Origin of the sequence: Paenibacillus amylolyticus (assembly GCF_003719335.1) — a bacterium.
Classification (GTDB): Bacteria; Bacillota; Bacilli; order Paenibacillales; family Paenibacillaceae; genus Paenibacillus; species Paenibacillus amylolyticus_D.
Map to the genome: position 1 here is coordinate 180,892 of NZ_RIAS01000008.1, position 25,311 is coordinate 206,202.

Annotated in this window: 30 protein-coding genes; 4 read left to right on the forward strand and 26 right to left on the reverse strand. The window is 47.5% G+C overall.

All coding sequences use genetic code 11. From position 1 onward, the window contains the following. Positions 1 to 5 precede the first annotated feature (5 nt). The 7 genes from EC604_RS15950 to EC604_RS15980 all read right to left on the reverse strand — a co-directional run bounded on the left by EC604_RS15950 (position 6) and on the right by EC604_RS15980 (position 7,039). Entirely contained in the window at positions 6 to 2,879 is a 2,874-nt protein-coding gene (locus EC604_RS15950; RefSeq protein WP_123065103.1) for a 2-oxoglutarate dehydrogenase E1 component, read from the reverse strand. A gap of 628 nt (positions 2,880 to 3,507) precedes the next feature. Then, positions 3,508 to 3,948, reverse strand: coding sequence for an NUDIX domain-containing protein (locus EC604_RS15955; RefSeq protein WP_123065104.1), 441 nt, complete (start codon positions 3,946 to 3,948; stop codon positions 3,508 to 3,510). Between the two features lie 60 nt (positions 3,949 to 4,008). Next, positions 4,009 to 4,494: a GNAT family N-acetyltransferase gene (locus EC604_RS15960; protein WP_123065105.1), complete on the reverse strand. Its 486-nt coding sequence runs from the start codon at positions 4,492 to 4,494 to the stop codon at positions 4,009 to 4,011. A 153-nt stretch (positions 4,495 to 4,647) separates the two neighbouring features. After that, positions 4,648 to 5,082 (reverse strand): GNAT family N-acetyltransferase, encoded by a 435-nt coding sequence (locus EC604_RS15965; RefSeq protein WP_123065106.1) that lies wholly within the window; start codon positions 5,080 to 5,082, stop codon positions 4,648 to 4,650. Between the two features lie 86 nt (positions 5,083 to 5,168). Beyond that, positions 5,169 to 5,537: a YybH family protein gene (locus EC604_RS15970; protein ID WP_123065107.1), complete on the reverse strand. Its 369-nt coding sequence runs from the start codon at positions 5,535 to 5,537 to the stop codon at positions 5,169 to 5,171. 61 nt (positions 5,538 to 5,598) lie between these two features. Then, positions 5,599 to 6,087 (reverse strand): 8-oxo-dGTP diphosphatase, encoded by a 489-nt coding sequence (locus EC604_RS15975; protein WP_123065108.1) that lies wholly within the window; start codon positions 6,085 to 6,087, stop codon positions 5,599 to 5,601. Positions 6,088 to 6,250: 163 nt separating this feature from the next. Then, positions 6,251 to 7,039 (reverse strand): DUF3891 family protein, encoded by a 789-nt coding sequence (locus EC604_RS15980; RefSeq protein ID WP_123065109.1) that lies wholly within the window; start codon positions 7,037 to 7,039, stop codon positions 6,251 to 6,253. A 226-nt stretch (positions 7,040 to 7,265) separates the two neighbouring features. On the opposite strand from EC604_RS15980, the gene coaA reads away from it, so the two are divergent. Both coaA and EC604_RS15990 read left to right on the forward strand, forming a co-directional pair. Beyond that, entirely contained in the window at positions 7,266 to 8,195 is a 930-nt protein-coding gene (coaA, locus tag EC604_RS15985; RefSeq protein ID WP_123065110.1) for a type I pantothenate kinase, read from the forward strand. A 97-nt stretch (positions 8,196 to 8,292) separates the two neighbouring features. Beyond that, positions 8,293 to 8,655, forward strand: coding sequence for a DUF423 domain-containing protein (locus EC604_RS15990; protein WP_123065111.1), 363 nt, complete (start codon positions 8,293 to 8,295; stop codon positions 8,653 to 8,655). A 71-nt stretch (positions 8,656 to 8,726) separates the two neighbouring features. On the opposite strand, the gene EC604_RS15995 is transcribed toward EC604_RS15990, so the two are convergent. From EC604_RS15995 to EC604_RS16065, 17 genes are all read right to left on the reverse strand, one after another. Further along, positions 8,727 to 9,302: a histidine phosphatase family protein gene (locus tag EC604_RS15995; protein WP_123065112.1), complete on the reverse strand. Its 576-nt coding sequence runs from the start codon at positions 9,300 to 9,302 to the stop codon at positions 8,727 to 8,729. 24 nt (positions 9,303 to 9,326) lie between these two features. Further along, positions 9,327 to 10,124, reverse strand: coding sequence for a glutamate racemase (gene murI, locus EC604_RS16000; protein WP_123065113.1), 798 nt, complete (start codon positions 10,122 to 10,124; stop codon positions 9,327 to 9,329). 82 nt (positions 10,125 to 10,206) lie between these two features. Continuing rightward, entirely contained in the window at positions 10,207 to 10,605 is a 399-nt protein-coding gene (locus EC604_RS16005) for a hypothetical protein (protein ID WP_123065114.1), read from the reverse strand. 11 nt (positions 10,606 to 10,616) lie between these two features. Further along, the gene (locus EC604_RS16010; protein WP_123065115.1) at positions 10,617 to 11,069 is read right to left on the reverse strand and encodes a hypothetical protein; all 453 of its coding nucleotides are present in this window, start codon (positions 11,067 to 11,069) and stop codon (positions 10,617 to 10,619) included. After that, positions 11,066 to 11,221 (reverse strand): hypothetical protein, encoded by a 156-nt coding sequence (locus EC604_RS29940; RefSeq protein ID WP_161556956.1) that lies wholly within the window; start codon positions 11,219 to 11,221, stop codon positions 11,066 to 11,068. The genes EC604_RS16010 and EC604_RS29940 overlap by 4 nt, the downstream gene beginning before the upstream one ends. A gap of 13 nt (positions 11,222 to 11,234) precedes the next feature. Continuing rightward, positions 11,235 to 11,603 (reverse strand): hypothetical protein, encoded by a 369-nt coding sequence (locus EC604_RS16015; RefSeq protein ID WP_123065116.1) that lies wholly within the window; start codon positions 11,601 to 11,603, stop codon positions 11,235 to 11,237. Between the two features lie 70 nt (positions 11,604 to 11,673). Continuing rightward, positions 11,674 to 12,552 carry a serine/threonine protein kinase gene (locus tag EC604_RS30175; RefSeq protein WP_192895118.1) on the reverse strand — a complete coding sequence of 293 codons (879 nt, stop codon included), beginning with the start codon at positions 12,550 to 12,552 and terminating at the stop codon, positions 11,674 to 11,676. A 24-nt stretch (positions 12,553 to 12,576) separates the two neighbouring features. Then, positions 12,577 to 13,131 (reverse strand): GNAT family N-acetyltransferase, encoded by a 555-nt coding sequence (locus EC604_RS16025; protein WP_123065117.1) that lies wholly within the window; start codon positions 13,129 to 13,131, stop codon positions 12,577 to 12,579. A 103-nt stretch (positions 13,132 to 13,234) separates the two neighbouring features. Further along, positions 13,235 to 13,387, reverse strand: a complete 153-nt coding sequence (locus EC604_RS30180) for a hypothetical protein (RefSeq protein ID WP_192895119.1) — start codon at positions 13,385 to 13,387, stop codon at positions 13,235 to 13,237. Positions 13,388 to 13,464: 77 nt separating this feature from the next. Further along, entirely contained in the window at positions 13,465 to 14,454 is a 990-nt protein-coding gene (locus EC604_RS16030; RefSeq protein ID WP_123065118.1) for an SDR family oxidoreductase, read from the reverse strand. Positions 14,455 to 14,496: 42 nt separating this feature from the next. Further along, positions 14,497 to 15,816, reverse strand: coding sequence for a F390 synthetase-related protein (locus tag EC604_RS16035; RefSeq protein ID WP_123065119.1), 1,320 nt, complete (start codon positions 15,814 to 15,816; stop codon positions 14,497 to 14,499). Beyond that, complete coding sequence (locus EC604_RS16040) at positions 15,813 to 16,697, reverse strand: MBL fold metallo-hydrolase (protein WP_123065120.1); 885 nt, start codon at positions 16,695 to 16,697, stop codon at positions 15,813 to 15,815. Before EC604_RS16040 ends, EC604_RS16035 begins: the two co-directional genes overlap by 4 nt. Next, positions 16,691 to 17,686, reverse strand: a complete 996-nt coding sequence (locus EC604_RS16045) for an NAD-dependent epimerase/dehydratase family protein (RefSeq protein WP_123065121.1) — start codon at positions 17,684 to 17,686, stop codon at positions 16,691 to 16,693. The genes EC604_RS16040 and EC604_RS16045 overlap by 7 nt, the downstream gene beginning before the upstream one ends. Continuing rightward, positions 17,683 to 19,029: an ATP-grasp domain-containing protein gene (locus EC604_RS16050; RefSeq protein WP_240036926.1), complete on the reverse strand. Its 1,347-nt coding sequence runs from the start codon at positions 19,027 to 19,029 to the stop codon at positions 17,683 to 17,685. Before EC604_RS16050 ends, EC604_RS16045 begins: the two co-directional genes overlap by 4 nt. Beyond that, positions 19,019 to 20,020, reverse strand: a complete 1,002-nt coding sequence (locus EC604_RS16055) for a beta-ketoacyl-ACP synthase III (RefSeq protein WP_123065122.1) — start codon at positions 20,018 to 20,020, stop codon at positions 19,019 to 19,021. Before EC604_RS16055 ends, EC604_RS16050 begins: the two co-directional genes overlap by 11 nt. 243 nt (positions 20,021 to 20,263) lie before the next feature. After that, positions 20,264 to 21,157 (reverse strand): TIGR01777 family oxidoreductase, encoded by an 894-nt coding sequence (locus EC604_RS16060; RefSeq protein ID WP_123065123.1) that lies wholly within the window; start codon positions 21,155 to 21,157, stop codon positions 20,264 to 20,266. Positions 21,158 to 21,318: 161 nt separating this feature from the next. Next, on the reverse strand, positions 21,319 to 21,849 hold the full coding sequence (locus EC604_RS16065) for a hypothetical protein (protein ID WP_123065124.1): 531 nt from the start codon (positions 21,847 to 21,849) through the stop codon (positions 21,319 to 21,321). Positions 21,850 to 22,076: 227 nt separating this feature from the next. On the opposite strand from EC604_RS16065, the gene EC604_RS16070 reads away from it, so the two are divergent. Next, complete coding sequence (locus EC604_RS16070; RefSeq protein WP_123065125.1) at positions 22,077 to 22,451, forward strand: BlaI/MecI/CopY family transcriptional regulator; 375 nt, start codon at positions 22,077 to 22,079, stop codon at positions 22,449 to 22,451. 9 nt (positions 22,452 to 22,460) lie between these two features. Continuing rightward, positions 22,461 to 23,651 (forward strand): M56 family metallopeptidase, encoded by a 1,191-nt coding sequence (locus tag EC604_RS16075; protein WP_123065126.1) that lies wholly within the window; start codon positions 22,461 to 22,463, stop codon positions 23,649 to 23,651. A gap of 102 nt (positions 23,652 to 23,753) precedes the next feature. On the opposite strand, the gene EC604_RS16080 is transcribed toward EC604_RS16075, so the two are convergent. After that, entirely contained in the window at positions 23,754 to 24,509 is a 756-nt protein-coding gene (locus EC604_RS16080) for a YdcF family protein (RefSeq protein ID WP_205127935.1), read from the reverse strand. A gap of 24 nt (positions 24,510 to 24,533) precedes the next feature. Continuing rightward, positions 24,534 to 25,085 carry a nucleotidyltransferase family protein gene (locus tag EC604_RS16085; RefSeq protein ID WP_240036928.1) on the reverse strand — a complete coding sequence of 184 codons (552 nt, stop codon included), beginning with the start codon at positions 25,083 to 25,085 and terminating at the stop codon, positions 24,534 to 24,536. Between the last annotated feature and the right edge of the window lie 226 nt (positions 25,086 to 25,311).

The following is a 25,311-nucleotide window of genomic DNA, read 5'->3' on the forward strand; positions in this document are numbered from 1 at the left end:
AGCTGTTACCTCCCCAGTGGAATATTATTCTTCGCCATTTGTTTCAACGCTGCTGTAATAATCAATTGCTGCTCCATGCTATGCACAAGCTGGTAACCGCTAGAAGGACTTGCATGCTCCGGACGGCCTTCATATCTCACGGTAGTGCCTTCAGGCGCGATCTCACGAAGACGAGGCTCCATATATGTCCATGCACCCATGTTTTTGTTCTCTTCCTGCACCCATACCAGCTCTTTTAATTGGCTGAAACGTACGAGTACACGTTTGATCTCTTCCGCTGGGAACGGATAGAGTTGCTCGACACGAATAATGTGAAGCCAGGAATAATCGCCCTTCTCCTTCTCAATCGCATCTTCCAGATCAATAGCAACTTTACCACTGCACAAAATAATGCGTTCCACCCGATCCGGTTTTGTACCTAAACCTGGTTGCTCCAGCACAAGTTCGAATTTACCTTCACTAAACTCCACGGCTGGTGACGCAACACGCGGATTACGAATCAAGCTTTTTGGTGACATCATCACAAGTGGTCGTGCATCTTCTGTCTCGGTTAAGGAAGCTTGACGACGCAACAGGTGGAAGTACTGTGAAGCACTCGACAGATTAACCACTGTCATATTGTCTTCCGCACACAATTGCAGGAAACGTTCCAGGCGTGCGCTAGTATGTTCTGGCCCTTGGCCTTCGTTAGCGTGTGGGAGTAACATAACCAGACTCGATTTTTGAGACCATTTTGCACGCCCTGCTGATACGAACTGGTCAAAAATGACCTGTGCACAGTTTGCAAAATCACCGAATTGTGCTTCCCAGATTACGAGTGTATCTGGTGAGTACACATTGTACCCATATTCAAATCCAACGACAGACTCTTCTGACAGTGGGCTGTTATAGATTGCAAACGATGCTTTTGCTTGTGGCAGATGGTGCAACGGACAGAATTTATCTCCATTCGTAGCATCATGCAGTACAAGGTTACGATGAGCAAAGGTTGCACGCTCCGCATCTTGACCACTGATACGGATCGGCTTGCCGTCTGCCAATATCGTTGCAAATGCCAGTGTTTCGGCAAGGCTCCAGTCTACTTTTTCCCCTTCATTCAGAGCTGTACTCCGGCGTTGCAAAATCCGTTGCAATTTTGGATATACATTGAACGTCTCTGGCCATTTCAGAAGATCAGCATTAATGCTGCGCAGTTGCTCCAAAGGCACCGCTGTTGGCGTAATTGTGACTGCCTCAGACTCGCTGATGTTGCGCTGGTAGTATTCATGCACTTCATTTTTCTTCATCTGATCATAGGCTTCTTTTAAGCGATCCGCTACGGCATTACGTACACTCGCGATGAAGGCATCATCAATGACGGACTCTTTCTTGAGCATATCCTGATACAGATGACTAACTGTTGGGTGATTCTTCACTTTGTCATACACGAGCGGCTGTGTCGTTTCAGGATCATCCGTTTCGTTATGACCGTAACGACGATATCCGATAAGGTCAATCAGGAAATCCTTCTTGAAACGGTTGCGATACTCCGCTGCCATGCGGATCGCCGCAATACAAGCCTCAGGGTTATCTGCGTTGACATGTACAATCGGAATTTCATAACCTTTGGCAAGGTCACTTGCATAATAAGTTGAACGCGAGTCACTGCTGTCCGTAGTGAAACCAAGACGGTTGTTCACGATGATGTGAATCGTTCCGCCATTTTGGTATCCTGGCAATGCTTTGAAATTAAGCGTTTCGGCCACAATACCTTCTCCCGGGAATGCCGCATCCCCGTGCATAAGAATGGTCGCTGCCTTCGTTACATCCTGCTTCGGATAACCTGGTTCACGGCGATCATCCTGAGCTGCACGTGCAAAACCTTGCACAACCGGATTGACGTACTCTAGATGGCTAGGGTTGTTGGCGAGTGTCAGGCGAGCCTGTACAGTCTCCCCGTCTTTCACAAAACGGTTCGCGCCCATATGGTATTTGACATCCCCCGTCCAACCATAATTGATCCCAGTTGAACCTTCTGATGGAACCAAGTCTTTGTTCGGGGCATGATGGAATTCAGAGAAAATTTTGCTATAAGGTTTGCCCAGGACATGAGCGAGCACGTTCAGACGTCCGCGGTGAGCCATCCCCATCAGAATATGACTGGAGCCTGCTTCCGTCATAAGGCGGACCGCTTCATCCAGCATAGGAACAAGAACATCGTTCCCCTCAATCGAGAAACGTTTCTGTCCAACAAACGTTTTGTGCAGGAAATCTTCAAATTGTTCAGCTTCAACCAAACGTTCCAGCAATGCTGTACGTTCTTGTTGCGTAAGCGGGGCCGGGGATGTGCGGGATTCCGCGCGACGATTCAGCCACTCGCGTTCTTGTACTTCATGCACATGGCTGAATTCGTAAGCGATCGGACCTGTATAGATTTGACGAAGACGTTGAATTGCATCCCAGCCAGTCGTTGTCTGACCGTCTGCACCTTCCCAGATCAGGGAAGCAGGCAGTGCTTTCAAATCTTCCTCATTTAATTGAAAATGCTTCGGTTCCAGCAAAGACGTATCTGTTGCTTCACTGATTCCAAGTGGATCAATATCTGCAGCCAGATGGCCATACGTACGGATGTTCCATACAAGTTTGCCTGCTGTAACCGCTTTCTGCAATAGTTGAATATCTACATTTCCAGAAGCAGCTTGACCATTCCCGCTATTCGAAAGAGTCTCTGCACCCTTGCCAGACATCGGCGGTGCTCCCCATTGCTCGAACAATTCACGATAGGCCGGTGTCACTGCACCCGGATCTTGGGTGAATAATTCATACTGTTCTTGTACGTATCCCATATTGGGACCATAGTAACTCTCCCAGGGTTTCATGTTGCCTTTCTCGATCGTCATCGACGTTCCCTCCGTCTTGATTTTGTCATAGGGTTTGACGGAAATCATTGAATAAGCTGTAATTCGCGTTCGTTCAACATTTTAAGCGAAATTTTTCATGAAGTCCAATCATCGTGCTGTTCGTGGTAATAACGTTGTTCCGACGCTCCCGTCAAAGGTTTGTCTGCGTTTTCAAAACCAAAGTAATACAATGATTAGTTCTACCGTCGCACAGATGTCGAATAATGTCCTGATCCGTTCGAAGGTTATACGTTCTTCCCCGTTTCCAAAGAAGTTCGTGTTCTAATCTCTATTCTATAAACTTTTACGCTCAGGAGCATTTCCTATTTTTAGCTCAATTGATGCATAAATTAGATGAATCGAATAATCGGTGCAATTCAGGGCAAGCCAGGAACGCTGGATTCGGCCAAATCCAGATCTGATGTCCGTATATACCTCCTTAATAAGAATTGTGGTCCATTCTGTCCAAAAACAAACCGTCCATTTAAACATTAACCAATTCAAATGTCATTCAACAAGAAATTGGATTTTCCAGAATGGAGCCTGACAATATACAACATAGAATAAAGCCGCTCGAATGCAAATCCCGGCGGCTTCCTGACTGACTGTCCTGCTTGTCCTGTCTGTCCTATCTTTCCTTCTGGGAAAGATTCATCATATAATTTGCAAAGGGCGTTAATTGCAAATCCTTCACTTGCTTTAATGTAAACCATGCTGCTCCCAGCGAGTCTTCACCATCAGGATTTATTTTGATGAGTTCCAACGGATTGCTCTGTCCGATAATAACATCGTATAGAATACCGATATGATGTACTTGCTCGGGTTCACCTCGGTACTCCCAATTCACAACAACGGATTGTGAAGAACGAATGGACCATTGCAAAGGAATGATCCCTGTCTCCTCTTCGAACTCTCGTTTCAATGCAGTTTCCGGCGGCTCCCCGAATTCCATTCTTCCGCCAGGCAGATCCCATTTTCCGTAGTATGGCCCACGAGCTTTCTGGATCAGCAGATAGAATTGTTCCCACACAGCCAGCCCATATACACCAACATGCGTATGCGTGTTCACATTTACGCCCTACCCTTCCCTTACTTCGATAATTTCAGCTTGTTCACTTATGTTCTAGTTCTACTTCTTCTCCTCATCTGCTATGTCATTCAGGTCAACGGCCAGACGAATCATATCCACACAGCGAATGCCGTCCTCAATGATCTCTTCCTCATAATGTCTCACAAAAAAATCACGGTCCACGCCGGTTATCCGAAATCCACAGCGCTGGTACAACTTCAATTGATGAAAGCTGGAATTGCCCGTTCCGATCTCCAATATACGACAACCTAGCCTTCTTGCGGCCTCCATAGCTTCCTTAATCATGTGTTTGCCAACACCCTGTCCTTGCAGTTCCTCCTGCACCGCGATGTTCACAATCTCTGCTGTCTCCGGACGAGTCTTGAGTAATACAAACTCTCCTACCATCTCTCCTTCATACTCCGCTATAAAACAAACACCTCTGCTGAGATATTCGTCTACAATCGTTTTTGAAGGATCCGCCATCAGTAAAAGTTCATACGGTTTTTCTTCATCCCAGTCCAATATTCGGAACGACAAGTTCATGCCAATCCCCACCTCTTCGCATCCAAATTATTCTTTCCATGTCTTTTGCAGAAGCCCTATGTATGGCAAATCTACAAATTACTCGTTATGAAGTTCTAAGGTCCCTCTGAAGTACCTGATGTTGCTACTGTTTCTGCTGTCCTGAAATCTATGTTAGTCGTTCTGTTTGTTGTCTATGTGTCCTGCTTGATTGGAGTAATGGCGAATGGACATCCCCGTTGACCTCTGCATTCCTTGTTTTTCATAAAATGTCTGGACATCCGGATCACACAAGAGATCGATCATATATAGCCCCTGTAGACGCTGAAGCATGCGCTGTGTGAGTTCACTTCCGATCCCTCGACCCTTATACTCCGGCAGTACTTCCAGCAAAGGAATATATGCACTAAGCACTCCATCCGAGATAGCTTGAATAAAACCGACAACGTTCCCTGTTCGCTCATCGATAGCAAGTTCAATCGCATACGACTGCTCTAGCAATTTCAGAAATGTTGAAGGTGATGGCGGGTTCGGCCAACCGTCAAAGAACCCTCCACTTAGTTGCTCACTATCCATTCCAGTCAGCTTATCTCGAAATACGATTCCCATCGCTTGCACCTCCAAAACAAAGTAAATTCCATTATATCATAATATTTGGAACTAAATATATAGATATGGATACGATGTGATCATTCCTATTCACTCAGGCTCAAATGCTCATGAATCAATTTCCAAGCTCCTTCCTGGCCTTTTACAAATACATTTGTAGCTCTTCCTTGCCCTGAAGCCAAATGCCCACGAACGTATCCTTCCCAGTGATAGGTATAAGTGCATACCGCCTGTCGCTCATCTACGGCAATCCAATGCACATCCTCTGCACGATAGACCTCTTCCTTCACCGTATCCCAGGCATGTTCGAAGTAATTCTGAATCTCATCCAAGGTTGTACAAGAAGTACCTGTAAACCAATAGATTGCATTCGGCGCAAGCAACTTGCTCACTTCGTCAAACTGATGCGTGTTCGTTGCTTCTATGTACGCTCTCAGCGTTTCCTCGTGTCCCATAGCCCTCATCCTCATTCCTTCTGTATTATGTATCCGTGTTCTCTTCTCTCATGGTCACGGTCTAATCACTATATGTCTTGAACGTCTCCTGCAGGGTTCGTCCGCTCGACTTCTCCCAGACCACACTTCGTTCAAATGTACCTGAGTTAAAAAAACGCGGGAACCGCTCTGCAAACCAGTCTTGCATCGGCAATTCCAATGCCTGTCTCAAGGGCACCCATACCAACTCCCCCTCGGGCGGGTCGGTAAGAAGTTCTCCTTCATATGAAGTTATCAGATAGTTAAACACCATGTATCTTAACCCTTGCTCAGGATCACAAAACTCATCCAGCCCTTTGTACTTAATTTGCCTCGCCCAAAGTCCTGTCTCTTCACGGACTTCACGGATGGCCCCGTCCACGATACTTTCGGGGAACTCCACTTTTCCGCCAGGAGCAATGTACCCCGGGAATCCTTTATGATTCGGTCGATTCATCAGCAAAACCTGATCGCTAACCGGGTTCCACACCATACTCATCGTGTAAATCTCAACCTGATAATTCATGTTCATCCTCCCCTGCTACGCTTTTCTCACGTTTTACTACATTTCTGGAGATTATGCGTTTATTCCTGCTAGACTTTGTTCCACATCAAAGACGGACGCCCGTAATACCAGATGCCCGCCTTGAATTACATAAATATGTGGTTTTTCGTTAATTAGGGGTACGCTTAACTTAGGATACAGCTGTAATCCATATTCGGCGTTTCTTCCAGTTTGCCCGGCGATATGCCTGTAACATTCCGAATTTGCGGATGCTGGCCTTGGGTAACACTTTGTAAGACATCGTCACTTCAAACTCCTCATCAAATGGAAAAAAGGATAACGCAACCTTCTCACCTGATACCCACTCGACTTGGATATTGGAACTTGGACAGGTGTCGAAGCCACAGCCGAGCCCTTCTGAAAAAAAATCATAACGTGCTGTAGGTGTACCTGGCTCTTCCATACATAAAAAGAGACTAAGCTGGTCACAGAACAACATGATCTCTACATCGTTTTTCAGCCGCTCTTCCAGTTCTGAAGCATTAACGCCTAATTCTTTCTTCCAGCTCTCCTGCTGTAGCTGCTCTTCTTGCAAATACTGCCTGATGTCATCATCATCCTCAGGATTTGCCCCCAGTGTTTTTTGAAACAACTCTGTATACATCAGGCTACACAGTAAACCCGCATAAGGATTCTGCTGCCTTACTTCTTCGATTCCCTTGCGGTAAAACACAAATCGCGGTCTCAGCGGGAAATCACGAAAGGAGTAAGGAATTTGACTATAATCGTTCCATAAAGGAGCAGCATCCAGATCAATCCAGCCCCGGTCATGCTCCTTCGCCGCGAGAATCAGGTCATCCCGATGCGAGCCTTGGGGAAGCCACTCCCTCTTCCAATGTGCAGCCATATCTCCAGCAACCATTCCATGCTCGTGCTGTGCGGTCAAAACAAAATCATGCTCTCTCTCATATACGATCATTTGCTGTCACCCTTCCGCATGGTTTACGTTTACATTTACGTTGACTTTAACATAATTTGGGTTACACTTTCTTATAAGCTGCCTTCCACCCTACAGTTTAGCTACCTTATCCCCGTATTTATAACATTTCGGATTAAACGAGCATGTAAAGGTGTTGTCAGTTCGCTGAAATTTGGTACACTAATGATTGTGTCTTGATTACATTACATACAGAAAGCGGGATCTCATGAATTTATACTCACCTTACATCGAGTTTAACCGCAAAGAATGGGCCGGACTCAAAGAACATCAGGTCACTCTTACGCTGACAGAAGCTGAATTGGAACAATTAAAGGGCTTGAACGAAGAAGTATCCATTCAGGAAGTTGAGGATGTTTATTTACCACTAACCCACTTCATTGACCTATATGCAAGAGCATCGAGAGAGCTTGATCGCCTAACGGCCTCTTTTATGAAAAAAGAAACTCTTCACTCCCCCTATATTATCGGGATTGGGGGCAGTGTTGCCGTGGGGAAAAGCACAGCTGCACGCTTGCTCCAGGCGTTGCTTGCCAGAGGCAAAAACAAACCCAAGGTCGATCTGGTCACCACGGACGGCTTTTTATATCCCAATGCGGTGCTGCAAGAAAAAGGGATCATGAACCGCAAAGGTTTTCCTGAAAGTTATGATATTAAATCACTCATTAAGTTCATGGGCGATGTGAAATCAGGCAAGCCTGAGGTACAAGCACCGGTCTATTCACATCTGGCCTATGACGTAATCCAGGGTGAAGAGAAAACGATCTGCCAGCCGGATATTCTGATAATTGAAGGCATCAACGTATTGCAAGTGAAACGGGAGACTCCATTACTTGTAAGTGATTTCTTTGACTTTTCCATCTACATCGATGCAGAGGAAGAACATATTCGTCACTGGTACGTCGAACGTTTCAAGTTGCTCCGTCAGACCGCTTTTCAGAGTAAGGATTCCTTCTTCCATCAGCGGTTTGCCAATATTAACGAAGAGGAAACCATTGAGACAGCCAATCAGATTTGGCAAGACATTAACGCGAAAAATCTGCATGAAAACATTTTGCCGACCAAAGGACGTGCACGGTTAATTCTGAAAAAAGAAGCCGATCACTCCATTCAGCAGATTCAATTGCGCAAGTTGTAACCCATAACCACGGCAACCTTTTTAGCCATGGGATAGATATACTGCTTATTACCCGTCAGATGCACTGTTATTACCCTATTAAAGGAGAGAAAATGATATGCAAACCCTCGTGGTTCTCGGCAGCATTATGATGTTTCTGGCCGTTGCACTGGGTGCCTTCGGGGCACATGCGCTCAAACGCAAGTTATCCGCTGACATGATCAAAATCTATGAGACCGGTGTCCAGTATCATATCGCTCACGGACTCGGCATCATCCTGCTTGGACTGTTCGCAGACAGGTTAACCTCATCATCCCTTGTCATGACCTCGGGATGGCTCTTGTTTGCCGGGATCATCCTGTTCTCAGGAAGCCTCTATACACTGAGTGTTACAGGTGTGCGCAAGTGGGGAGCCGTCACACCCATAGGTGGTGTAGCCTTCCTTGCCGGCTGGATTACATTGCTGTTCGCAGCTCTTTAAGAAAAGGAAACGCGTAACAAAAATATGGAGTGTCCTGGTTGCAAGAACAGTGCCGGGACGCTCTTTTTTATTTAATCCAGCCACAGTCTGGAAATAGCGGGCTGCTTCCCCTCCTCATATACCTCTTCACTTGTAGACTCCTGCTCCCGTTTTAGAACATATACATCAGGATTGGAAAGCTTGGCCCACTCCGAGTAACCAAAAGAGGGATCATAATAACGAATAATTAAGGACAACAGGTTGCCATGCGTCACAACGGCTCCATGACGCTCCGGTCTGAGCCAACATTCATTCAGCAGCGCCAAAGCTCTGGCAACTGCGACTCTGGAAGATTCTCCGCCCTCTGCTGCCCAATCTTCATCCTCATATGTACGTTTCAGCACATCCATCCAGTCTGGCAGATCCCTTGTACTCAGCACTCTTTCCTGCAAGCGCTCATCGGTATGAATGTGCTGCTCTATCGCTGCACCCAAAGGCATTGCAGTCTGTAAGGCTCTTTTCCATGGACTGGATACGATATAAGAAATTCCTTGACCGGACAATACATCTGCCAATTTTTCAGCCTGTCTGCATCCCTCATCCGTCAGACTTGCGTGTGGCTCCTGTCCTTCGGCTTTTGCGTGACGAATCAGGTAAATCGACTCCATTACCGACACCTCCGATAGTCCAGTCTACAGTACGTTTTCGCTTAGATATTGAAGTGCAGCACGCATCTTATTATGATCTTCCATTCGACCCGATGAACTGGAAAAGGATACGTTCCCTGCCTGCACCTGCCCCGTGTTCCCAGCTTGTTGCTGTGTGCCAAGCTCAAGTCGCTGACTCAAATGATTTACCGTACCTGCGCTACCATCTACAATCCGGATATGATCTGGTAACAACCTGCGCAGAATAGTTGTATAGAACGGGTAATGCGTACAGCCCATAACTATCGTACCGTACTGTTCCAGATCCAGGCCGGCTAGCTTGGAGCGGAAGTATGCTGTTATTTTGACCGGATCAAACTCCAGTTGCTCACACCACTCTACCAGTTCAGGCAGCGCAAGGGAATCGACACGATGCTCATCATCAACGCGAGAGACCAATTCGTTATACTTCGCTTGACTCAGTGTCAAAGCCGTAGCAAACACAAGCACCCGCTTGCCGTTGTCCCTATTCATCTCGACGGCTGGTTTGACTGCCGGTTCCATACCGATAATAGGAATGTCATACATGGAACGCAGATCATTCACTGCCAAGCTGGTTGCCGTATTACACGCAATCACAATTGCATCTACTTGTTCCCGTACAATCGCCTCCACGCAAGCGAAAATATAACGACGAACCTCGTCCGCCGGCTTGGTTCCATAAGGGACATGTAGTGTATCTGCGTAATATATATAGGATTCTTCTGGAAACTGTTGCAAAGCGGTATGCAGTACCGTTAATCCACCGATACCTGAATCAAAAAAAGCAATCTTCTTCGTCAAAGCTGTCACCTCTATAACGTATTCTTTCGGTTCTGAGGAACCGTCCTTTTACTTCTCATGCTGACTGGAGGTGAAGGTTATGTTAATCGGATTGATCTACTGCGATCATGTTATATTGCCTCAGCCAGTCTTTACCACTGTCCCAGTCTTGCACTGGATTGTCTTCTCCCAACAGTTCAGCACTGGCCCGAGCCATGATCCACTCTTTCAGCCCATTGTCGCCGCTGGATTCCAGCTGATCTAACAAGAAATTCAGACCTTCTGATCCCGTTTGTAGAATAGCTTCATATACGTCCCGATGGCCTGCAATATAATCATTCGGGTTGCTGCTGGCAGCCAGAACAGGTTCGTTGACCATCGTATTCAAACTTTGTTCAATCGTTTCCGCTGCGGAACGGTTATCCGCTGTAACTGTACATGCAGATAAGGCTAAAGCTGTGCATAAGGAAAGTAAGCTCGTCATAAGCCATTTACGTTTCATTACAGCCCCCTCTAAAAAAGGTTCCCTTCAAATAAAGACTTTCCTTGTACCATCCAGTATCGTTCCTTCTCAGGAACCATATCCAAAAAGTCCTTGTAACTCCCGATCCAGCCATCCGGCATGTAATGCTCAAAGGAGGCAGGCTCCGGGAACATCGAGAAGAATAGCCGCTTGTCAAAATCGACAAGAAAGGACGGCACATACTTAAACCATTCGTCACCCGTAGGATCGGTTTCCCGAAAATGATGAAGCTCGCTCCTCAGTTCAATTGCGGTTACCTGCTCCTCCTGAATCGCCTGTAAAAAAGCAGATGCCGTCTCCTCATTCAACACCTGAATGCCAAACCGTTCTTCCATCTCTATATTTAAAAACCAATACTCCCGTTCGGTGACGTACCAGCGCCACACGCCCTGAAACCAAACGCCAACAATGGTATTCTCAGCATAGACAGGTTCTGTTTTCATCGCTCTATCTCCTGGCGCAAATTCTTTCCCTGCTTCGCCTCATCGGTAATACATGCCGCAGAGCTGTCATCATAATTATACTCGTCCCGATCAATACGGATATGCGCTTCCATGACATATTGAAAGTCTTTTTGTAAGAATGAACGAATCATGCGGTTTGCTCTCCTATGCCATCCAACGATGAAGCAGCTTTTCCCCTTCACTTCTCCGGCCAGCAGCCTGTTGCTCCAGAAATTCGGGAACTTCTCGTAGTTCAGTTGGACGATATCCAGCTCCGCACCCACAATTATGATAGGTAATACCATGCTGATATAACGTCATGACTTTGGTCCACTGTTTGATATCCGTTTGCTTGGGTGCTTGAAAATCATGCCCCATATTCACCATGACCTCTGCACATTGCGGACATTTATGTTCAAGTCGTGCTGCGGTTTCCTTGCTTAAATCATACGGTGATACTTGTTTGTAAGACTTACGGCAGTTAAAGCATGCATATATTTCTTTATACGGTCCAGATATGGCATATCGGCACATCTTCATCAAGCCTCCTTGTCATTTTCCATTATACGGGTTTTTATACACGGTTACGAATCTACTTTTACCATCACTGGCACATGGCCTCTTTCCAAGCCAAGCCCAAATCCGCCACAGAAGTGAACCGCTGGAAACGATCCGGATTTACTGCACGAAGGGCGATTTCATATAATGCCTCTCCAGCATCCCAACGTTCACGGGAACGATCGAGTTCTCCGCCAAGCAGGGCAAAGGCCATAGCGCCCATGTTAAAAACATTCGTGACCGCATCAATCGATGCACCAAGCTCAAATTCCTCCGGAGACATAAAACGGGATGAACCCCACATTCGTCCCATCGTATTCGTGAATGCACCTGCACGGTATAGATCAATATCACAGATGTGAATCTCTTCCGCTCCAAAATCATAAATCAAACTGCCGTCGTAGAAGTCTACAGCCACATACCCTTTGCGCTCCGCTTCAATATGAAAGTCCAGAATGCGCTCCATGGCTTGGATTCGCGTCTGTACCTGAAGTTGTCTGAACTGGACATAAGGTGATCGCGGATCTTCGTACTTGGCTGGAGGCGGGAAAGACCAGTGCGAATGCAAACACTCTCCCTCCACCCAATCGAACACACAAGCGTAACCGTCGTCTGTGGCAAAATGGTCTATTAATCGAATTAATCGGTCATGCGCCAGCTCTTCATAGATCAAGACAGAAGACTGCAAATGACGTATCGCTTCCGCCGTGCTTATCATATCATTGGCCTGAAGAGTACGTGCTCCCGCATACTTCACAAATTGCTTTTGACCGTCCTTCCGTACCAAGCCGAATGAAATATTGCCAGAGTCCTGTTGATCAAATACACGGAAGACAGTCCCTAGCGGAGTTAACCAGTCGAAGGCATGTTTTTCTTTTAATATAAACGAAACACCATCTACTTCATGAACAACCTGATCGGTCATAGAACTCCTCCTCTTGCCTTTAAATTAGATATTTTCATCTACACTTTTGTTGTAAAAATACGTCATATGCGCCTCATCATATCCTTGGCCGTTCACTTCCAGTGCATTGCGTTCGATGCCGTAGGTTTCAAATCCATACCGCTCATACAACCGTTTTGCTGAAACATTTGTCGTCACTACACTCAGATTAATCTGCTTGATATTCTCCAGATGTTTCCCCCGTTCTAGAACCTCGGATAACAACCGGGAAGCTAGTCCATTCCCCCGATGAGCTGGTGATACATAGACACCCCAGATGAATCCTTTGTGCCTGAGCTTTAGACCGTATTCTCTTTTGAAACCCATCATGCCCGCAAGCATGCCATCAGGCGTGAACGCCCCAAGAATATAATCATCAGGCTCATTATGTATTCGCTCTTTTACCTCACTAACGGACAACTGGCTGGACAACTCGTAGGAAGCGCCAAAGGCTTCGGGATGCGTCCGTAGTGCTTCAAGCCGCAGAGGCCAATATAGATCCGATTCGTCCCGTTGAATATTACGCAGCATATACCTCTCTTTGAAAGCATCTGAACTCATCCCTCATCCACTCCTTTCTATGTCAAGAAATATCAGGTCATCCACAGTACAAACACTTTCTTCCTCTGAACGCCCTTATTTCAGTTTATCCGTTCTGCTTCGCCTACCGATCTCGGCTCTGGTTCTGACTGTGGCGCCGATCACGGTCACGCTCCATCGCTTCCTGGACCCGGTCACGGGCCGGGAGTTTGCTGTTGATATGCAGGAGTAGCCCTGTAATGATAATGAGCAGCGCAACGACAATCACCTCAAACATTAGATCAGACCTCCATTTCCACTTGGAAAAGATGATGATTCTGCCTCGTGTATGATCACATGATCACGTACTCCTGACTATCGAAGACCGCGGGCAATCAGCCATTCCAGCCATTTCCATGGCAACAGCGCTTTTCCAATAATGAGCATCCGTGAACCTTTGCCCAGTGCATAGCGCAGCCTTGGTGCACGCATTCGTGCAATGCGCCCGATCAGATCAGCGACCTCCTGCGGGTCAGGTGCAGTCTCACTGGCGTGTTTTGAATACCGTAGAACTGCATCCAGCTTATGTTTATAAGCCGAATCCTCATTCCGGTGAATCTCGCCCAGACCTTTGTTCCAGATGGGCGTGCGATACGCTCCAGGCTCCACGAGCACCACCCGTATGCCAAATGAAGACATCTCATGGCGCAGACTTTCCGAGAAGCCTTCCACGGCAAATTTCGAGGCAGCGTATGGGGCATATCCCGGAAAACCGGATAGGCCGCTTACGCTCGAAAGATTAACAATCAGCCCGCGTTTCTGTCCACGCATGACAGGCAGAATTGCTCGTGTCACCGCGATAAGCCCGAACAGGTTCGTTTCCATCTGGCGTCTCCAGTCCTCCATTGACACTTCCTCAATAAATCCACCTACAGCAAAACCCGCATTGTTCACCAGCACATCGATTTGTCCATATTGCTGTAACACCGTATCCACAGCGGTTTGAACAGAATCCGAATCTGTCACATCAAGCTGTACATAATCAATCCGCTCGGTCACTCCTGCTTCCTCGGCTCGGTTCGCAAGTTCTCCCTTGCGATTTAGATCTCGCATTGTGGCCATAACACGATACCCTTCCTTGGCAAGAGTGATGGCAGTCAGCATACCAAAACCGCTGGAGGTACCTGTAATCAGAGCTACAGGAGATTGTTCACTCGGCTTGCCTGATCTGGTTACATTTGCATGAGCTGTTTGAAGTGCTTCCGTTGTTTTTTCCGCTCCTGATGTAGTCCTGCCATCCACAGGGTTTGGCGAATCCTCTCCTATTTTATAAGCCCACACGGTCACTTTATCACCTACTTTCATGATCTTTTAACCAGTACATGCAAACTCTGCATTGAACCTCAATTAATCCAACCGTCTCTCCACCCGCCTCATCTTCGTTATCCCTGCTTCAAACGTATACGGCACAAATTGAACCTCGGGCAGCACACATTGCAGTCGACCTGCCAATTTCCCCAACTCTTGCAACACAGCGGCCTGCGCCCGCTCCTGATCGGTATCCTCACTGACCTGCATTGACACCTCCAGTATTCCACTGCCACGCTGCACGACGCGATAATGCTCAATAGCTGGCGAAGCCGCGATGACCGCACGACTGATGAAATCCGGAAAGACCGAAACAGCCTCACCCTCATATTTATGCGAAAAATAAAGCGTATCATCACAGCGGCCTTCAATCCGCTCAATGGCGGTAAACAATGAACCACACGCGCACCGCTCTGCCGCTTCGGTTAATATATCATTCAGCCGATACCGGATGATCGGCTGTGACGTTCGGGAGAAGTCTGTAATCACAGGCACGAACCTCCGGGTGGCAGGATCAAGGTATTCTTTTTCAATATACACAATATCTTCATTCAGATGTATCGTCCCGTGCTCGCAAGTCGCCCCCAAGAAACCTTCTGTACACTGGTACACCTGATGAACGGTCTGTCCGAAAACACGCTCCAGCACGTTACGATCCAGCGGATCAAGCACCTCGGCTACAGCAATAATTTTGTCTGGCACATGGGTTAAACGTCCCATTATATAAGCATCAGCCAGCATACGAAGCATGGAGGGCGGAGCGACCCATACCGTGGGTTGGTATTCTTCCATGCGCTCAACGAGGACATCCACATGCTCCAGCAGGTCAAAATACTGAAATTGCAGTTTGCCGCGTTTCACCGATTCATACAGATTGCTATTCGCTCTTAAGAAGAACGCGATCTTCGCGGGTTTCCATAGCCCGCCTGGTAACAGTTTCGCCAGCACTGTGCCCGTCCACGCATCCTGCTCCCGATTACTCACCAGAAAAATGCCACGGTTACCCGATGTGCCGGAAGATAGTCCTACCGTGACACCTTGAATGGAAGACTGTTTGAAATTACGGGTATCCTCACTTTCGCCAGCGAGGACCAGCGCCTCTTCCTTCGTAATACCTACCGTGTTCAACGTGTCGAAATGCTGCATCATCACCGTTTTATCGATCTGCGGGAACTGTCTCCACTCGGTTGCGTTCAAGCCTCCCCACCACTTTTGATAAAATGGAGACCGTGCCCGAATCCGCTCCACATGCCGAATGATTCGGCGTTCCTGCCACTGTTCCAGCTGTGCCCTCGTACGCCATCTGCGCAAACCACGTGCAAGTGCATAATGAGTAACAATACGAACCGGATTGCTCATCGTTCCGTTCCCCCTGTGCCCCATGCGTTCAGCGCCTCTTGGCAATGACTCGGCACGATGCGAAGCGCAGGGAACTGTTGATGCAGGTGAACCAGCTTGTCAAAGTTCTGTCTGTACTCCTGCCGATCTGACATAATGATGCCTGCCAGTGCATGAGGTCTGCGCTGTTCACGGAAAGCACGGCTCGACCATACTGCATCTGCACATAAAAAATATTCATGCTGCTCTGTCCGCAGCAACAATCCCATCATGCCTTCTGCATGACCCGATACATCTACGCCAAGCAAGCTGCCATCTCCAAAAAGATCGTATACCTCTTCCCAAGGAAACCCTGCTGGGGCTTCAATCCCTGTAGTCTTCCTCATGTCCGTCCATCGCTTGGCAGGGTCGTTCACGGGCAGTGACCGCTGGATAAAGTCATCAGGTAGCAGCCCAGCCAGAAAACCAGCCTTCACCGCCGCAATCGAACCAAGAGAGCGAACCGCATCATAGGCTCTCGGCAAATAAATAAACCGAGCCTCCGGGAAGTCCTTGGCACCTGCAATGTGATCCCCGTGAAAATGCGAAAGAATAACATAACGGACATCTGATGGCACCAGCCCGTTCCGCTTCAGAAAATAAACGGCACTGTCTTCTTCCCGAAATACAACGGGCGTGATATGGCGATATAATGCATTTGGCAGTCGAGCGGTCTCTTCAAAAAAACGGGAACTGTACCCCGTGTCCAGTAGGATCGGGCCATGATCGGGATGGAGAATACAAGCGAAGCCTGCCGGAAAATGAACCGGACGGAAGCTTCCTCCCCGTAACGTAAGGAACTCCGGATGAGTACAGAAACCTGCTGCACCTAAATATAATTTTACTGGCTTCGTTGTTAACATTTTTCACTCCTCCACCAATCTGTAAATTGCTGCAGACCCGCTTCAATGGACACCCGCGGTACATATCCTAGCTGCGCCTTGGCATCGGTAATGTCCAACGTTTGCGGCACACCCAAAGATCCAACGGTGTATCTGGTCAGTAACGGTTCTCCCAGAGCAGGGATGAATCGATGCACACCTTCCAGCACACTGGCCACTCCATAGGCTGTTTTATAAGGAATATTCAAACGCCGCAAGGGCATGTCTAACATGTCAAAAAGAGTCCCTACCAGCTCTGCAAACGGCCTTGGGTCTGCGTTCGAAATATTGTAGGCTCTCCCAAGTGCATCATCAGAAGCATCACTGCACAATAACAGCGCATCCACCACATTATCTACGCACGTCAGATCAATCAGTGCCTGTCCACCTTCAATCATCGGTACTCCCCGTTTGGCATTCGCTGCAACAATCCGCGGGAAAAGCGTTTGGTCATACGGACCAAAAATGGCACGCGGGCGAATCATAATCGATGGCAATCCGTTACGATGTGCCTCCATCACAATGTCTTCAGCAATACGTTTGGTAGCCGCATAATGATTGGCCGGTTTAGCCGGCAGCAGGTCATGTTCATGGACTTCATAACGCGGTATGTAGTTAAAATAAATACTCGGCGTGGAAACATGCACGAACCGCTGCACCTGATGGCGTAGAGAACAATCAATCAGATTTTGTGTTCCCTGCACATTACTGCTGTAGAAATCCTGATATTTCCCCCAGGGTGAGGATAAGGCTGCGCAGTGGAACACAACATCCTGATTTGCACATGCTGCATCTACAATCTGGACATCCCGAATATCACCCTTGATAAAGCAAACTCCACCCGCTTCAAGCAGGCTGCCTATCTCATGCTGTCGCCCCATACCCGTCACTTCCCAGCCTTCTGCTGCAAGCCTTATCCCCAGGTGTCTGCCCAGGCAGCCTGTAGCCCCGGTCACTAATGCTCTCTTCATCGTTGTTCACCGTTCCATTCTATGTCATGAGTCAATGCTTCCGTCAACGTAATCTGCTGTGAACATGCAAGACGCCAGGCTGCAAGTACGACCGCAAATTGTTCAAAAAAAGGCCGTCGATCCTGCCGCACATACACCACATCCCTGGCACCCTGCCAAGCCGTCCTCCAAGCTCGCAGGCTACCTCTGCTGCTTTGAATCTGCCGGATACCACTTCCCAGCATGGGCAGTGCTAACATCGCTTTATCGTCACCTGACTGCGGTGTCACTTCGATTCCTTCGCCTAGCATCACTTCAGGTTCAAGCAATGCTCGCACCAAGCCATTACCAGGATGAAACAGATGAATGCCACTGGTTGCCCTCGGGTTACACTCAATCGCATACACCTGACCCGTCACATCTTCGATAAAATCAAATCCAATCTGTCCGCTGAAACCCGCCGCCCACACAAAGTGTTCTACCCATGCGCGTGTGCCTTCATGCTGCACCTGTTCAAAAAAAACACTCGCGCCTACGTTGCCCGTACGATATCGGCTGTCGTAGGCGGCATGCGCGACTATATGGCCTTCATGTACTACACTGTAGGTGCACAGTCCTCGTCCATGGATGTACTGCTGTGCCACCCAAGGCGAGGCAAGAGATAACGTGTCTTCGCCCGGTGGATCGTGGTGCAGAGAGTTAAGCTTCTCGGGAGCGGAAATCTGCGGCCGATGTAGTTCTTCCGTCCTCCGATTGACATTCTTATTCTCATCCTTATTGATGACGATGTTGGACCCTTCGAGTCTTGGCATACGCACCTTGGCAGCAAATCGGGAATAGACTGGTTTCCAGACCCAATCTCCCTTTAAAACATGTTGCTTCTCCAGCCACTCCTGCGGAGTTTGAATCAGATGTGTATCTGGAACCGAAAGCCCCATAGACTTGGCAAGCATATTAAAATCATACTTATGATGCAGGACATGCAGCTGCTCCAAACTGGAAACAAGAACACGACAATGCTGTCGCAAGCGTTCAGCCCCAGCAGCCACATAAAACACTTCTTCACACATCGGGATCAACACATCGATCTGCCATATCTTAACCCAATGTTCCAGTGCTGACAGGTACTCCTGCGTATGATGACGCGGCGATGGAACAAGTACGCATTGCTCCACCGCACTAGACGTTCTGCACAGATGGCGTTCCATACTCTCCGCAATAAATACAAGGTGACCTGACCGATGCAACATACGCGCCAAATCCAGCGTAACCGGAGCCCTTCCTCCGGTAAGGAGTACCCTGTACGTCTGACCTGCTTGTCCTTGAAGCACACGTTGGTCACGTCGTGCAAATTCAGTAGTCAAAGATGAGTCCTCCCAAAGACAGACCAGCCGCCGTTCCGATCATCAATACCCGATCACCACGCTCTATTCGTTGCTGACGAATCGCCTCATGCAATCCCATCGGAATGGAGGCCGCAATCGTATTACCATGACCTCGTGTAATATCCATGAACCGTTCTGCGGGAATCCCCAGCTTCTTGCGAATCAGGCGCATCGCCATTGCACTGCCCTGATGAGGAATGACCAGGGAGAAATCCTCCATTTGATTACCGGAAGCTTGAAGCATCTCATCCATAAAACCGGGTAACAGCTTGGACGCCATGCGAAAAATCGCCTGTCCATCCATATGAAAAAGGAATGGATCTGGATGTGCCACATCATACCGGGCCGCATGCTGCCGTGTGCCTCCGCCTGCAATCTCCGAAAACCGTGCACCGCGGCTATAGGTTCGCAGAGATGCATGAACGATCTGTGACCCGGATTCCACAGATGCTCGCTCAATGATGACTGCTGCCGCGCCATCACCAAACAAGGCAGCACTCTCAGGATCTTTCCAGTTCAATCCGGCTGAAGCGATCTCGGTGGCTACGAGTAATACACGCTGGTAACGTCCAGCGTCCACCATATAAGAGATGACGTCTAGTCCGTTCAGGAAACTGAGACAGGTCGCATCCATATCAAAAGCAGGTACACCTGATTCTTCCTGTCCCATGGCCTGCTGGATAAAGACGGCTGTACTTGGCAATGGCTGTTCTTTCGTACCGCTGGTGCATACCAAACAATCGATCTCATCAAAAGACAGCCCCGCATCGGCAAGAGCTGCTTCTGCCGCTCTTGCACCCATATAGGAAGAAGTCTCCTCGTCCGAAGCATAATAACGGTAGCCGACGCCCGTCGCTTTGCTGACCCAGCCTGCGGGTACATTTAATCGCTCATCCAACTCTTCATCCGTCACTTTCATCTGAGGCAGGTATTTCCCTGTACCTGCGATTCTTACTCTTCTAAGCTGCATATGCCAACCTCTTCTCTTTCATGCGTGTTATGTAAATTACGTGATATTACCCATTAAACGAATATAGCTGCAACTGAATAATACACCCTATTCAAAACATATTTGAAGTAACCTCATGATGAACTTGTATTATCATCTAAATGAACAGAAGGGCAGATTGCTCTGCCCTCCCATTCACATATTATCTATTCCTGCACATGCTGTTCACAGTCTGGATAGGTGGACATCTATGTCTGCTACCTGCTACCCGTTACTGGGCTTGAGGAGATCAGCGAGTGCCGCATCCAACGAAGCATAAGTGAACGTAAAACCTGCCTTTTCGATTCTGTCGGGAATAACCCAGCGGCTCTTGAGTACCAGTTCCGTTTCCGTGCGGATAAATATAGCTCCAAGCTCAAGCATCCAGCGCGGGGACGGAAGTCCAATACGTGCCCCCATCTGCTTCCTAAGGCTTGCCATCAGCTCACGATTAGTCACTGGATGAGGAGATGAAGCATTATAGACACCTTCCAGCTCCGAATGCTCCTGTACAAACATCACCATGCGGAACAAGTCCTCCATATGAATCCAGCTAAATTTTTGGGTTCCTGCTCCCTGGGCTCCACCCAGGCCAAATCGAACCAGATTCGTCAGCGGTTCCATCACCCCGCCTTCCCCAAGCACAATCGCAATGCGTAATGCAATTTGACGTGTAGATGGCAACTCAACTCCGAAGAATGCCTTCTCCCATGCCTTGGCGACCTCCACAGAGAAACCCGAGCCAACCTCTCCATCTTGTTCCGTCATTGGACGATCTTCCGCATGTCTATAGATGGTTGCCGTACTGGAGTTAATCCACAATTCGGGCGGATGCACACATGATAATACTGCTTCACCGAGAATGTGTGTGGTTTCAGTTCTGGAATCCAAAATGATTTTACGATTCTCATCTGTATAACGGCAATTCACCGATTTACCAGCCAGATTTATCAGCATCTCCGCGCCTTCAAGTGCTTCAATGATGGCTGCACGATCTTCCCAAGAGATGTGTCCAGACTGGCGTGAGATGACCAGCACATCGTATCCCAGCTTTTTAAACCGGACTGTAAAATCCTGACCGACAAATCCCGTTCCACCAGCAAGTACAACCTTTTTCACGGTATCCCCTCATTTCCGCAGATGGATCATGCCATCTATGCAGTGCATTCATATCAGACTAAACAACATGGAAGACCGTTTCGTTTGATATTGATTCCATTTGAATGTGGAGAGACGCCCATCGGAGCTTAAAAAGCTCCACTTCCATTCGAACCGTCCGCTCAGACTGCTTCTTGCACGCCAATCGCTGTATATAACCTACTTCGCTCTTCGTTCGCCCAAGCATTCGATGCATCCTGCTCTAGTCGAACCTGTAGTTCATCATGAAAATCATGAATCATATACCCTTCGGGGAGTTCACCCAATATGGATGCAAAATCATACTCAGGCAAAGTTCGCCGCCCTTCGCCAATTTCTTTTAGCCAATTCATCCAGTCTTGCAGTGTAAGTACACCTTCCTGCCACAACTCAGCCTGCAGACCAAGCACATCCTGCAGTTGCTCATATGCGAGTACATCCGTGAATTGGCGGCAAGCCATGATGCCCAGTTCGTACAATTCGATTGCAGCACGACGGATATCATGTGTCAGCTCCACTTCCAGCCCTTCAAGGTAATCCTGAACCTGAATATGCTGACCATCATCATACAGTAAAGGCGCATGGGCGAGCATGCGAATAATGTCTTGCAACTCATTTGATGAGATGATATTTTGCTCCTCTAGAGCAGGTAATTGATAAGCTGTAATGATCATTCACTCCTGTTTCGGTCATCTATTGTTGACCTATAGTATAACACGCTTTTCTTCGTTGAATTTGGCATTCAGAAGAAGAATCCTCTGAAGATACAAAGGAAGAATCGAGGTTCTCACACACGGCGCTTGACTAACTACTACACGTTGTAGTAGTTTATATGTACTACGTAGTGTAGTAATAAAAATGTCGTTATGGACGCATAACGTTGTAAAGGAGTGCTTCTTTGGTGCACCAAACTCAAAAATGGTCCGAAACCGAGTTGGAACTGATGGAGGCGATCTGGTCTTGTACTCCTCCGGTCACTTCTTCCGAACTGTTAGACATGTTTAAGGAAAAGGGAAAAGCGTGGAAGGCACAGACCATTTCGACGTTCCTATCCAGACTCGTGGATAAAGGAGCGCTCACTGTTACAAGACAGGGCCGAACCAACTACTATGAGCCTCTTTTACTGCCAGAAGACTACAAACTTCAGAAAACCAAAACAGTACTCGACGGCCTCTATCAAGGCTCGGTTAAAAATCTCGTTTCAGCTATGTATGACGGGGATAAGCTTTCAGAAGAAGACATTGCCGAACTAAAACAATGGCTGTCGGAAAAGTAGGTGGCGCACATGAATCTTTTTATTGATCTGCTAGTAACGTTGACGGTGGCCGGAAGCATTGCTGCAGCTTGCATTCTTGCCTTGCGCTTTTTGTCTGTCCATCTTTTCCCCGCTTCCTGGCGTTACGGGCTGAGTAAAATGGCTTTCGTTTTTTATGTACTGCCCCTATCGTTCGGAATGACATGGTTCTCCAGCCTGTTTCAAGCTTCAAACCAAAACCTTGAACAATCTGACTTCTTGCATGGCATGCTTGGAGGAGTGCTTACCCCAGAATGGACGATATCTTCTGCGTCGGCCTATATTTTGCTCAGTGCTTGGGGTTCGGGTGTTCTCGTATATTCAACGTGGCAGATCTATTGTTACTGCAAATTCACGCATGCGTTGAAACGTACACAAACCGAGGTAAAAGAAAATAGTGAGGCCGCCTTACTGCTCCCCATCATGAAAGAAAAGCTAGGTATTCACCAGCATGTCAACCTGGCATATAGTCCAATGTTACGAAGTCCCGTACTGGTCGGTTTAACTAAACCTACGATTTATTTACCTCAAGCGGGTACAACTTACTTGAATATGAGTCTCGTCTATCATCATGAATTAACTCACCTTAAACATAAAGACCTGTGGATCAAGGCACTCACTCTAGCGGTCAGCGCTTTGCACTGGTTCAATCCTCTTGTTCACCTCCTTCGCCAAGAGATTCACACATGGAGTGAATTTTCTTGTGATGAAAAGGTTGTCCAGGATATGTCCATTGAAGATCGCAAGCGTTATGGTGAAACCATTTTAAACGTCACCGCAGGAGCGCGAAGCTTGCCTGTGCAATTTTGCTCATCCCTTTCAGGGGAGGGAAAACAATTAAAAAGGAGACTTACGATGGTGTTTGATGTCAAAAAAATGAAAAAGAAACATTGGATCATAACGATCGCATCCGTATGTTTAATTGCTGTAGCAAGTACGTCTACAGCTGTATGGGCATCGAGCCATATGCCCAAAGTAGAGCGAGGGGCCACTGAAGCCATAATTGTACCTGACTACTCCAGAGAGACTGCCAGTCGAGCCACTGAACCTAGTGCTTCTACACCTCGAGAGGAAGTCTCTGGAGCCGTAACTGTACCTGACAACTCCAGGGCGGCTACCGTTCCAGCGGCCGAGTCCAGAGCAACTGAGCTTAGAGCTTCTAGCGATACTGCAGAAAAATGAGTCTTGTCCACCCATATTTAATGTAGTGCTCACCATAAAAAGCAAAAAACAGGACAAAGCAGTTTCATTCCGCTTCGTCCTGTTTCTCGTTTTCTCGTTTAACTATAAAAATGCCTTCACAGTGCCAAAATATTCACGAATCATATTAATCGGCTTTAAATACCCTGGTGAAGGAGCGGATATGCCGTATTCTGCAGCGTAGCCGTTTTTGGCCGCAATATATTTCGCTCTGAACATATGGTAGTCACTCGTGACAATCATAATTTTGGGATGTTCCAGCCCGGAAGCCAGAATGATTTTTTTAGAAAAAGCCAAATTTTCCTGCGTACTTGTCGAGCGATCTTCCATGATGATCTGAGCGGGGGCAATACCCTGATCCACCAAATAATTTTTCATCGCCAGCGCCTCAGGAATGGATTCACCTGGCCCCTGTCCACCAGATACAATGACTGGCGTCAGTGGGTGACTGCGAATATAATCCAGACTGGCATCCAACCTTTGTTTCAAGGTTAGTGACAATTCGGTTCCCTTGATGCCCGACCCAAGTATGATGACATAGTCCGCTCGCTCCTCCTCCTTCGAACCAAGCTGGGTAAATACCAGGGCTTCAATAATGATAAAGGAAACGGCACCAATACCGAAAACGATCAACAACACACGTTTCAGCCAGATGTGTTTCTCATAATCAATCCGTCTTAATATGATAAAGGTAGCCGCGAGGAGAGTAAAAAATTTCACGGCAAAGTTCCAGCCCCAAAAGATCAGAAAGAAAACCAAACACGCTAGCAGGATCAGATCCAAAATATATCCTTTATCCCGTAAAAATTTCTGTATCAGTACAGCAACACTCCTTCCCATACATAGACATCCACACTTGTTATATTATGCCCTTACAATCGTGAGCTTGGGCCAGTGCTGTTGCCAATTCTTTTTGCACACACGCTCGTTATAGTAGGCCGCATCCAGAAACGCCGGGCTTTTGCGCACAACTAATGCATACAGATCCTCCAGCCCGTAAGGGGCACATATCTTCATTTGATCGCCCTCATGTAATTGTACACCGATGGCAGTTACTTGCTCAGGCCAAACGCGCAATGCATCTTCAGTCGAGTGATACGGCATGTCTCCGTTGCGCAGGTGCATCCTGGCCTGATTTTTAACCGACCATTTCGTGTTACCTGTTGCAGTACATAGCTCCTGCTCAAGTTCGTAATCCCGTTCCTCTCGAAGATCGGCAGCATCAAAATAGACAACATCAATATCGCTATGCAGCTCCCGTCTGGTAAATCCATGAAGATCATCCCATATGTAATTGCGAATATAACCCGCACCGATGTAACAATCAGGCAACTCTAGCGAACGCACAAGCCGCAGATCCTGCATGATCTGCTCATGTTCTCGTAGGGCTCTAACAAGCTGTTCTTCGTATTGCACAGCAACTCCTCCTTGGCCTATTCAAAACCGATATCTTCGTTCCCTTTAAAGTGTAAAAAACAGTTCAACTTATATAGGTCGTTGGGTTCTGAGTAATAAAAAGAGACTACTATCTTTCAATATAACATGTTTCGAACCCTGGAATAAAATAAACAACTCCCCTCAAGTCGTCATTTTCAAGTACATTCGAAATAAATGCACCCCTGAAAATCACGGTTCCTGAGCG

Bases quoted from the DNA above. Each gene is read 5' to 3' on its own strand.
- EC604_RS15950 (WP_123065103.1), bottom strand. From the start codon at position 2,879: ATGACGATCGAGAAAGGCAACATGAAACCCTGGGAGAGTTACTATGGT.
- EC604_RS15960 (WP_123065105.1), bottom strand. From the start codon at position 4,494: ATGAACTTGTCGTTCCGAATATTGGACTGGGATGAAGAAAAACCGTAT.
- EC604_RS15965 (WP_123065106.1), bottom strand. From the start codon at position 5,082: ATGGGAATCGTATTTCGAGATAAGCTGACTGGAATGGATAGTGAGCAA.
- EC604_RS15970 (WP_123065107.1), bottom strand. From the start codon at position 5,537: ATGGGACACGAGGAAACGCTGAGAGCGTACATAGAAGCAACGAACACG.
- EC604_RS15975 (WP_123065108.1), bottom strand. From the start codon at position 6,087: ATGAACATGAATTATCAGGTTGAGATTTACACGATGAGTATGGTGTGG.
- EC604_RS15980 (WP_123065109.1), bottom strand. From the start codon at position 7,039: ATGATCGTATATGAGAGAGAGCATGATTTTGTTTTGACCGCACAGCAC.
- coaA (WP_123065110.1), top strand. From the start codon at position 7,266: ATGAATTTATACTCACCTTACATCGAGTTTAACCGCAAAGAATGGGCC.
- EC604_RS15990 (WP_123065111.1), top strand. From the start codon at position 8,293: ATGCAAACCCTCGTGGTTCTCGGCAGCATTATGATGTTTCTGGCCGTT.
- EC604_RS15995 (WP_123065112.1), bottom strand. From the start codon at position 9,302: ATGGAGTCGATTTACCTGATTCGTCACGCAAAAGCCGAAGGACAGGAG.
- EC604_RS16005 (WP_123065114.1), bottom strand. From the start codon at position 10,605: ATGAAACGTAAATGGCTTATGACGAGCTTACTTTCCTTATGCACAGCT.
- EC604_RS16010 (WP_123065115.1), bottom strand. From the start codon at position 11,069: ATGAAAACAGAACCTGTCTATGCTGAGAATACCATTGTTGGCGTTTGG.
- EC604_RS29940 (WP_161556956.1), bottom strand. From the start codon at position 11,221: ATGATTCGTTCATTCTTACAAAAAGACTTTCAATATGTCATGGAAGCG.
- EC604_RS16015 (WP_123065116.1), bottom strand. From the start codon at position 11,603: ATGTGCCGATATGCCATATCTGGACCGTATAAAGAAATATATGCATGC.
- EC604_RS30175 (WP_192895118.1), bottom strand. From the start codon at position 12,552: ATGACCGATCAGGTTGTTCATGAAGTAGATGGTGTTTCGTTTATATTA.
- EC604_RS16025 (WP_123065117.1), bottom strand. From the start codon at position 13,131: ATGAGTTCAGATGCTTTCAAAGAGAGGTATATGCTGCGTAATATTCAA.
- EC604_RS30180 (WP_192895119.1), bottom strand. From the start codon at position 13,387: ATGTTTGAGGTGATTGTCGTTGCGCTGCTCATTATCATTACAGGGCTA.
- EC604_RS16030 (WP_123065118.1), bottom strand. From the start codon at position 14,454: ATGAAAGTAGGTGATAAAGTGACCGTGTGGGCTTATAAAATAGGAGAG.
- EC604_RS16035 (WP_123065119.1), bottom strand. From the start codon at position 15,816: ATGAGCAATCCGGTTCGTATTGTTACTCATTATGCACTTGCACGTGGT.
- EC604_RS16040 (WP_123065120.1), bottom strand. From the start codon at position 16,697: ATGTTAACAACGAAGCCAGTAAAATTATATTTAGGTGCAGCAGGTTTC.
- EC604_RS16045 (WP_123065121.1), bottom strand. From the start codon at position 17,686: ATGAAGAGAGCATTAGTGACCGGGGCTACAGGCTGCCTGGGCAGACAC.
- EC604_RS16055 (WP_123065122.1), bottom strand. From the start codon at position 20,020: ATGCAGCTTAGAAGAGTAAGAATCGCAGGTACAGGGAAATACCTGCCT.
- EC604_RS16065 (WP_123065124.1), bottom strand. From the start codon at position 21,849: ATGATCATTACAGCTTATCAATTACCTGCTCTAGAGGAGCAAAATATC.
- EC604_RS16075 (WP_123065126.1), top strand. From the start codon at position 22,461: ATGAATCTTTTTATTGATCTGCTAGTAACGTTGACGGTGGCCGGAAGC.
- EC604_RS16080 (WP_205127935.1), bottom strand. From the start codon at position 24,509: ATGGGAAGGAGTGTTGCTGTACTGATACAGAAATTTTTACGGGATAAA.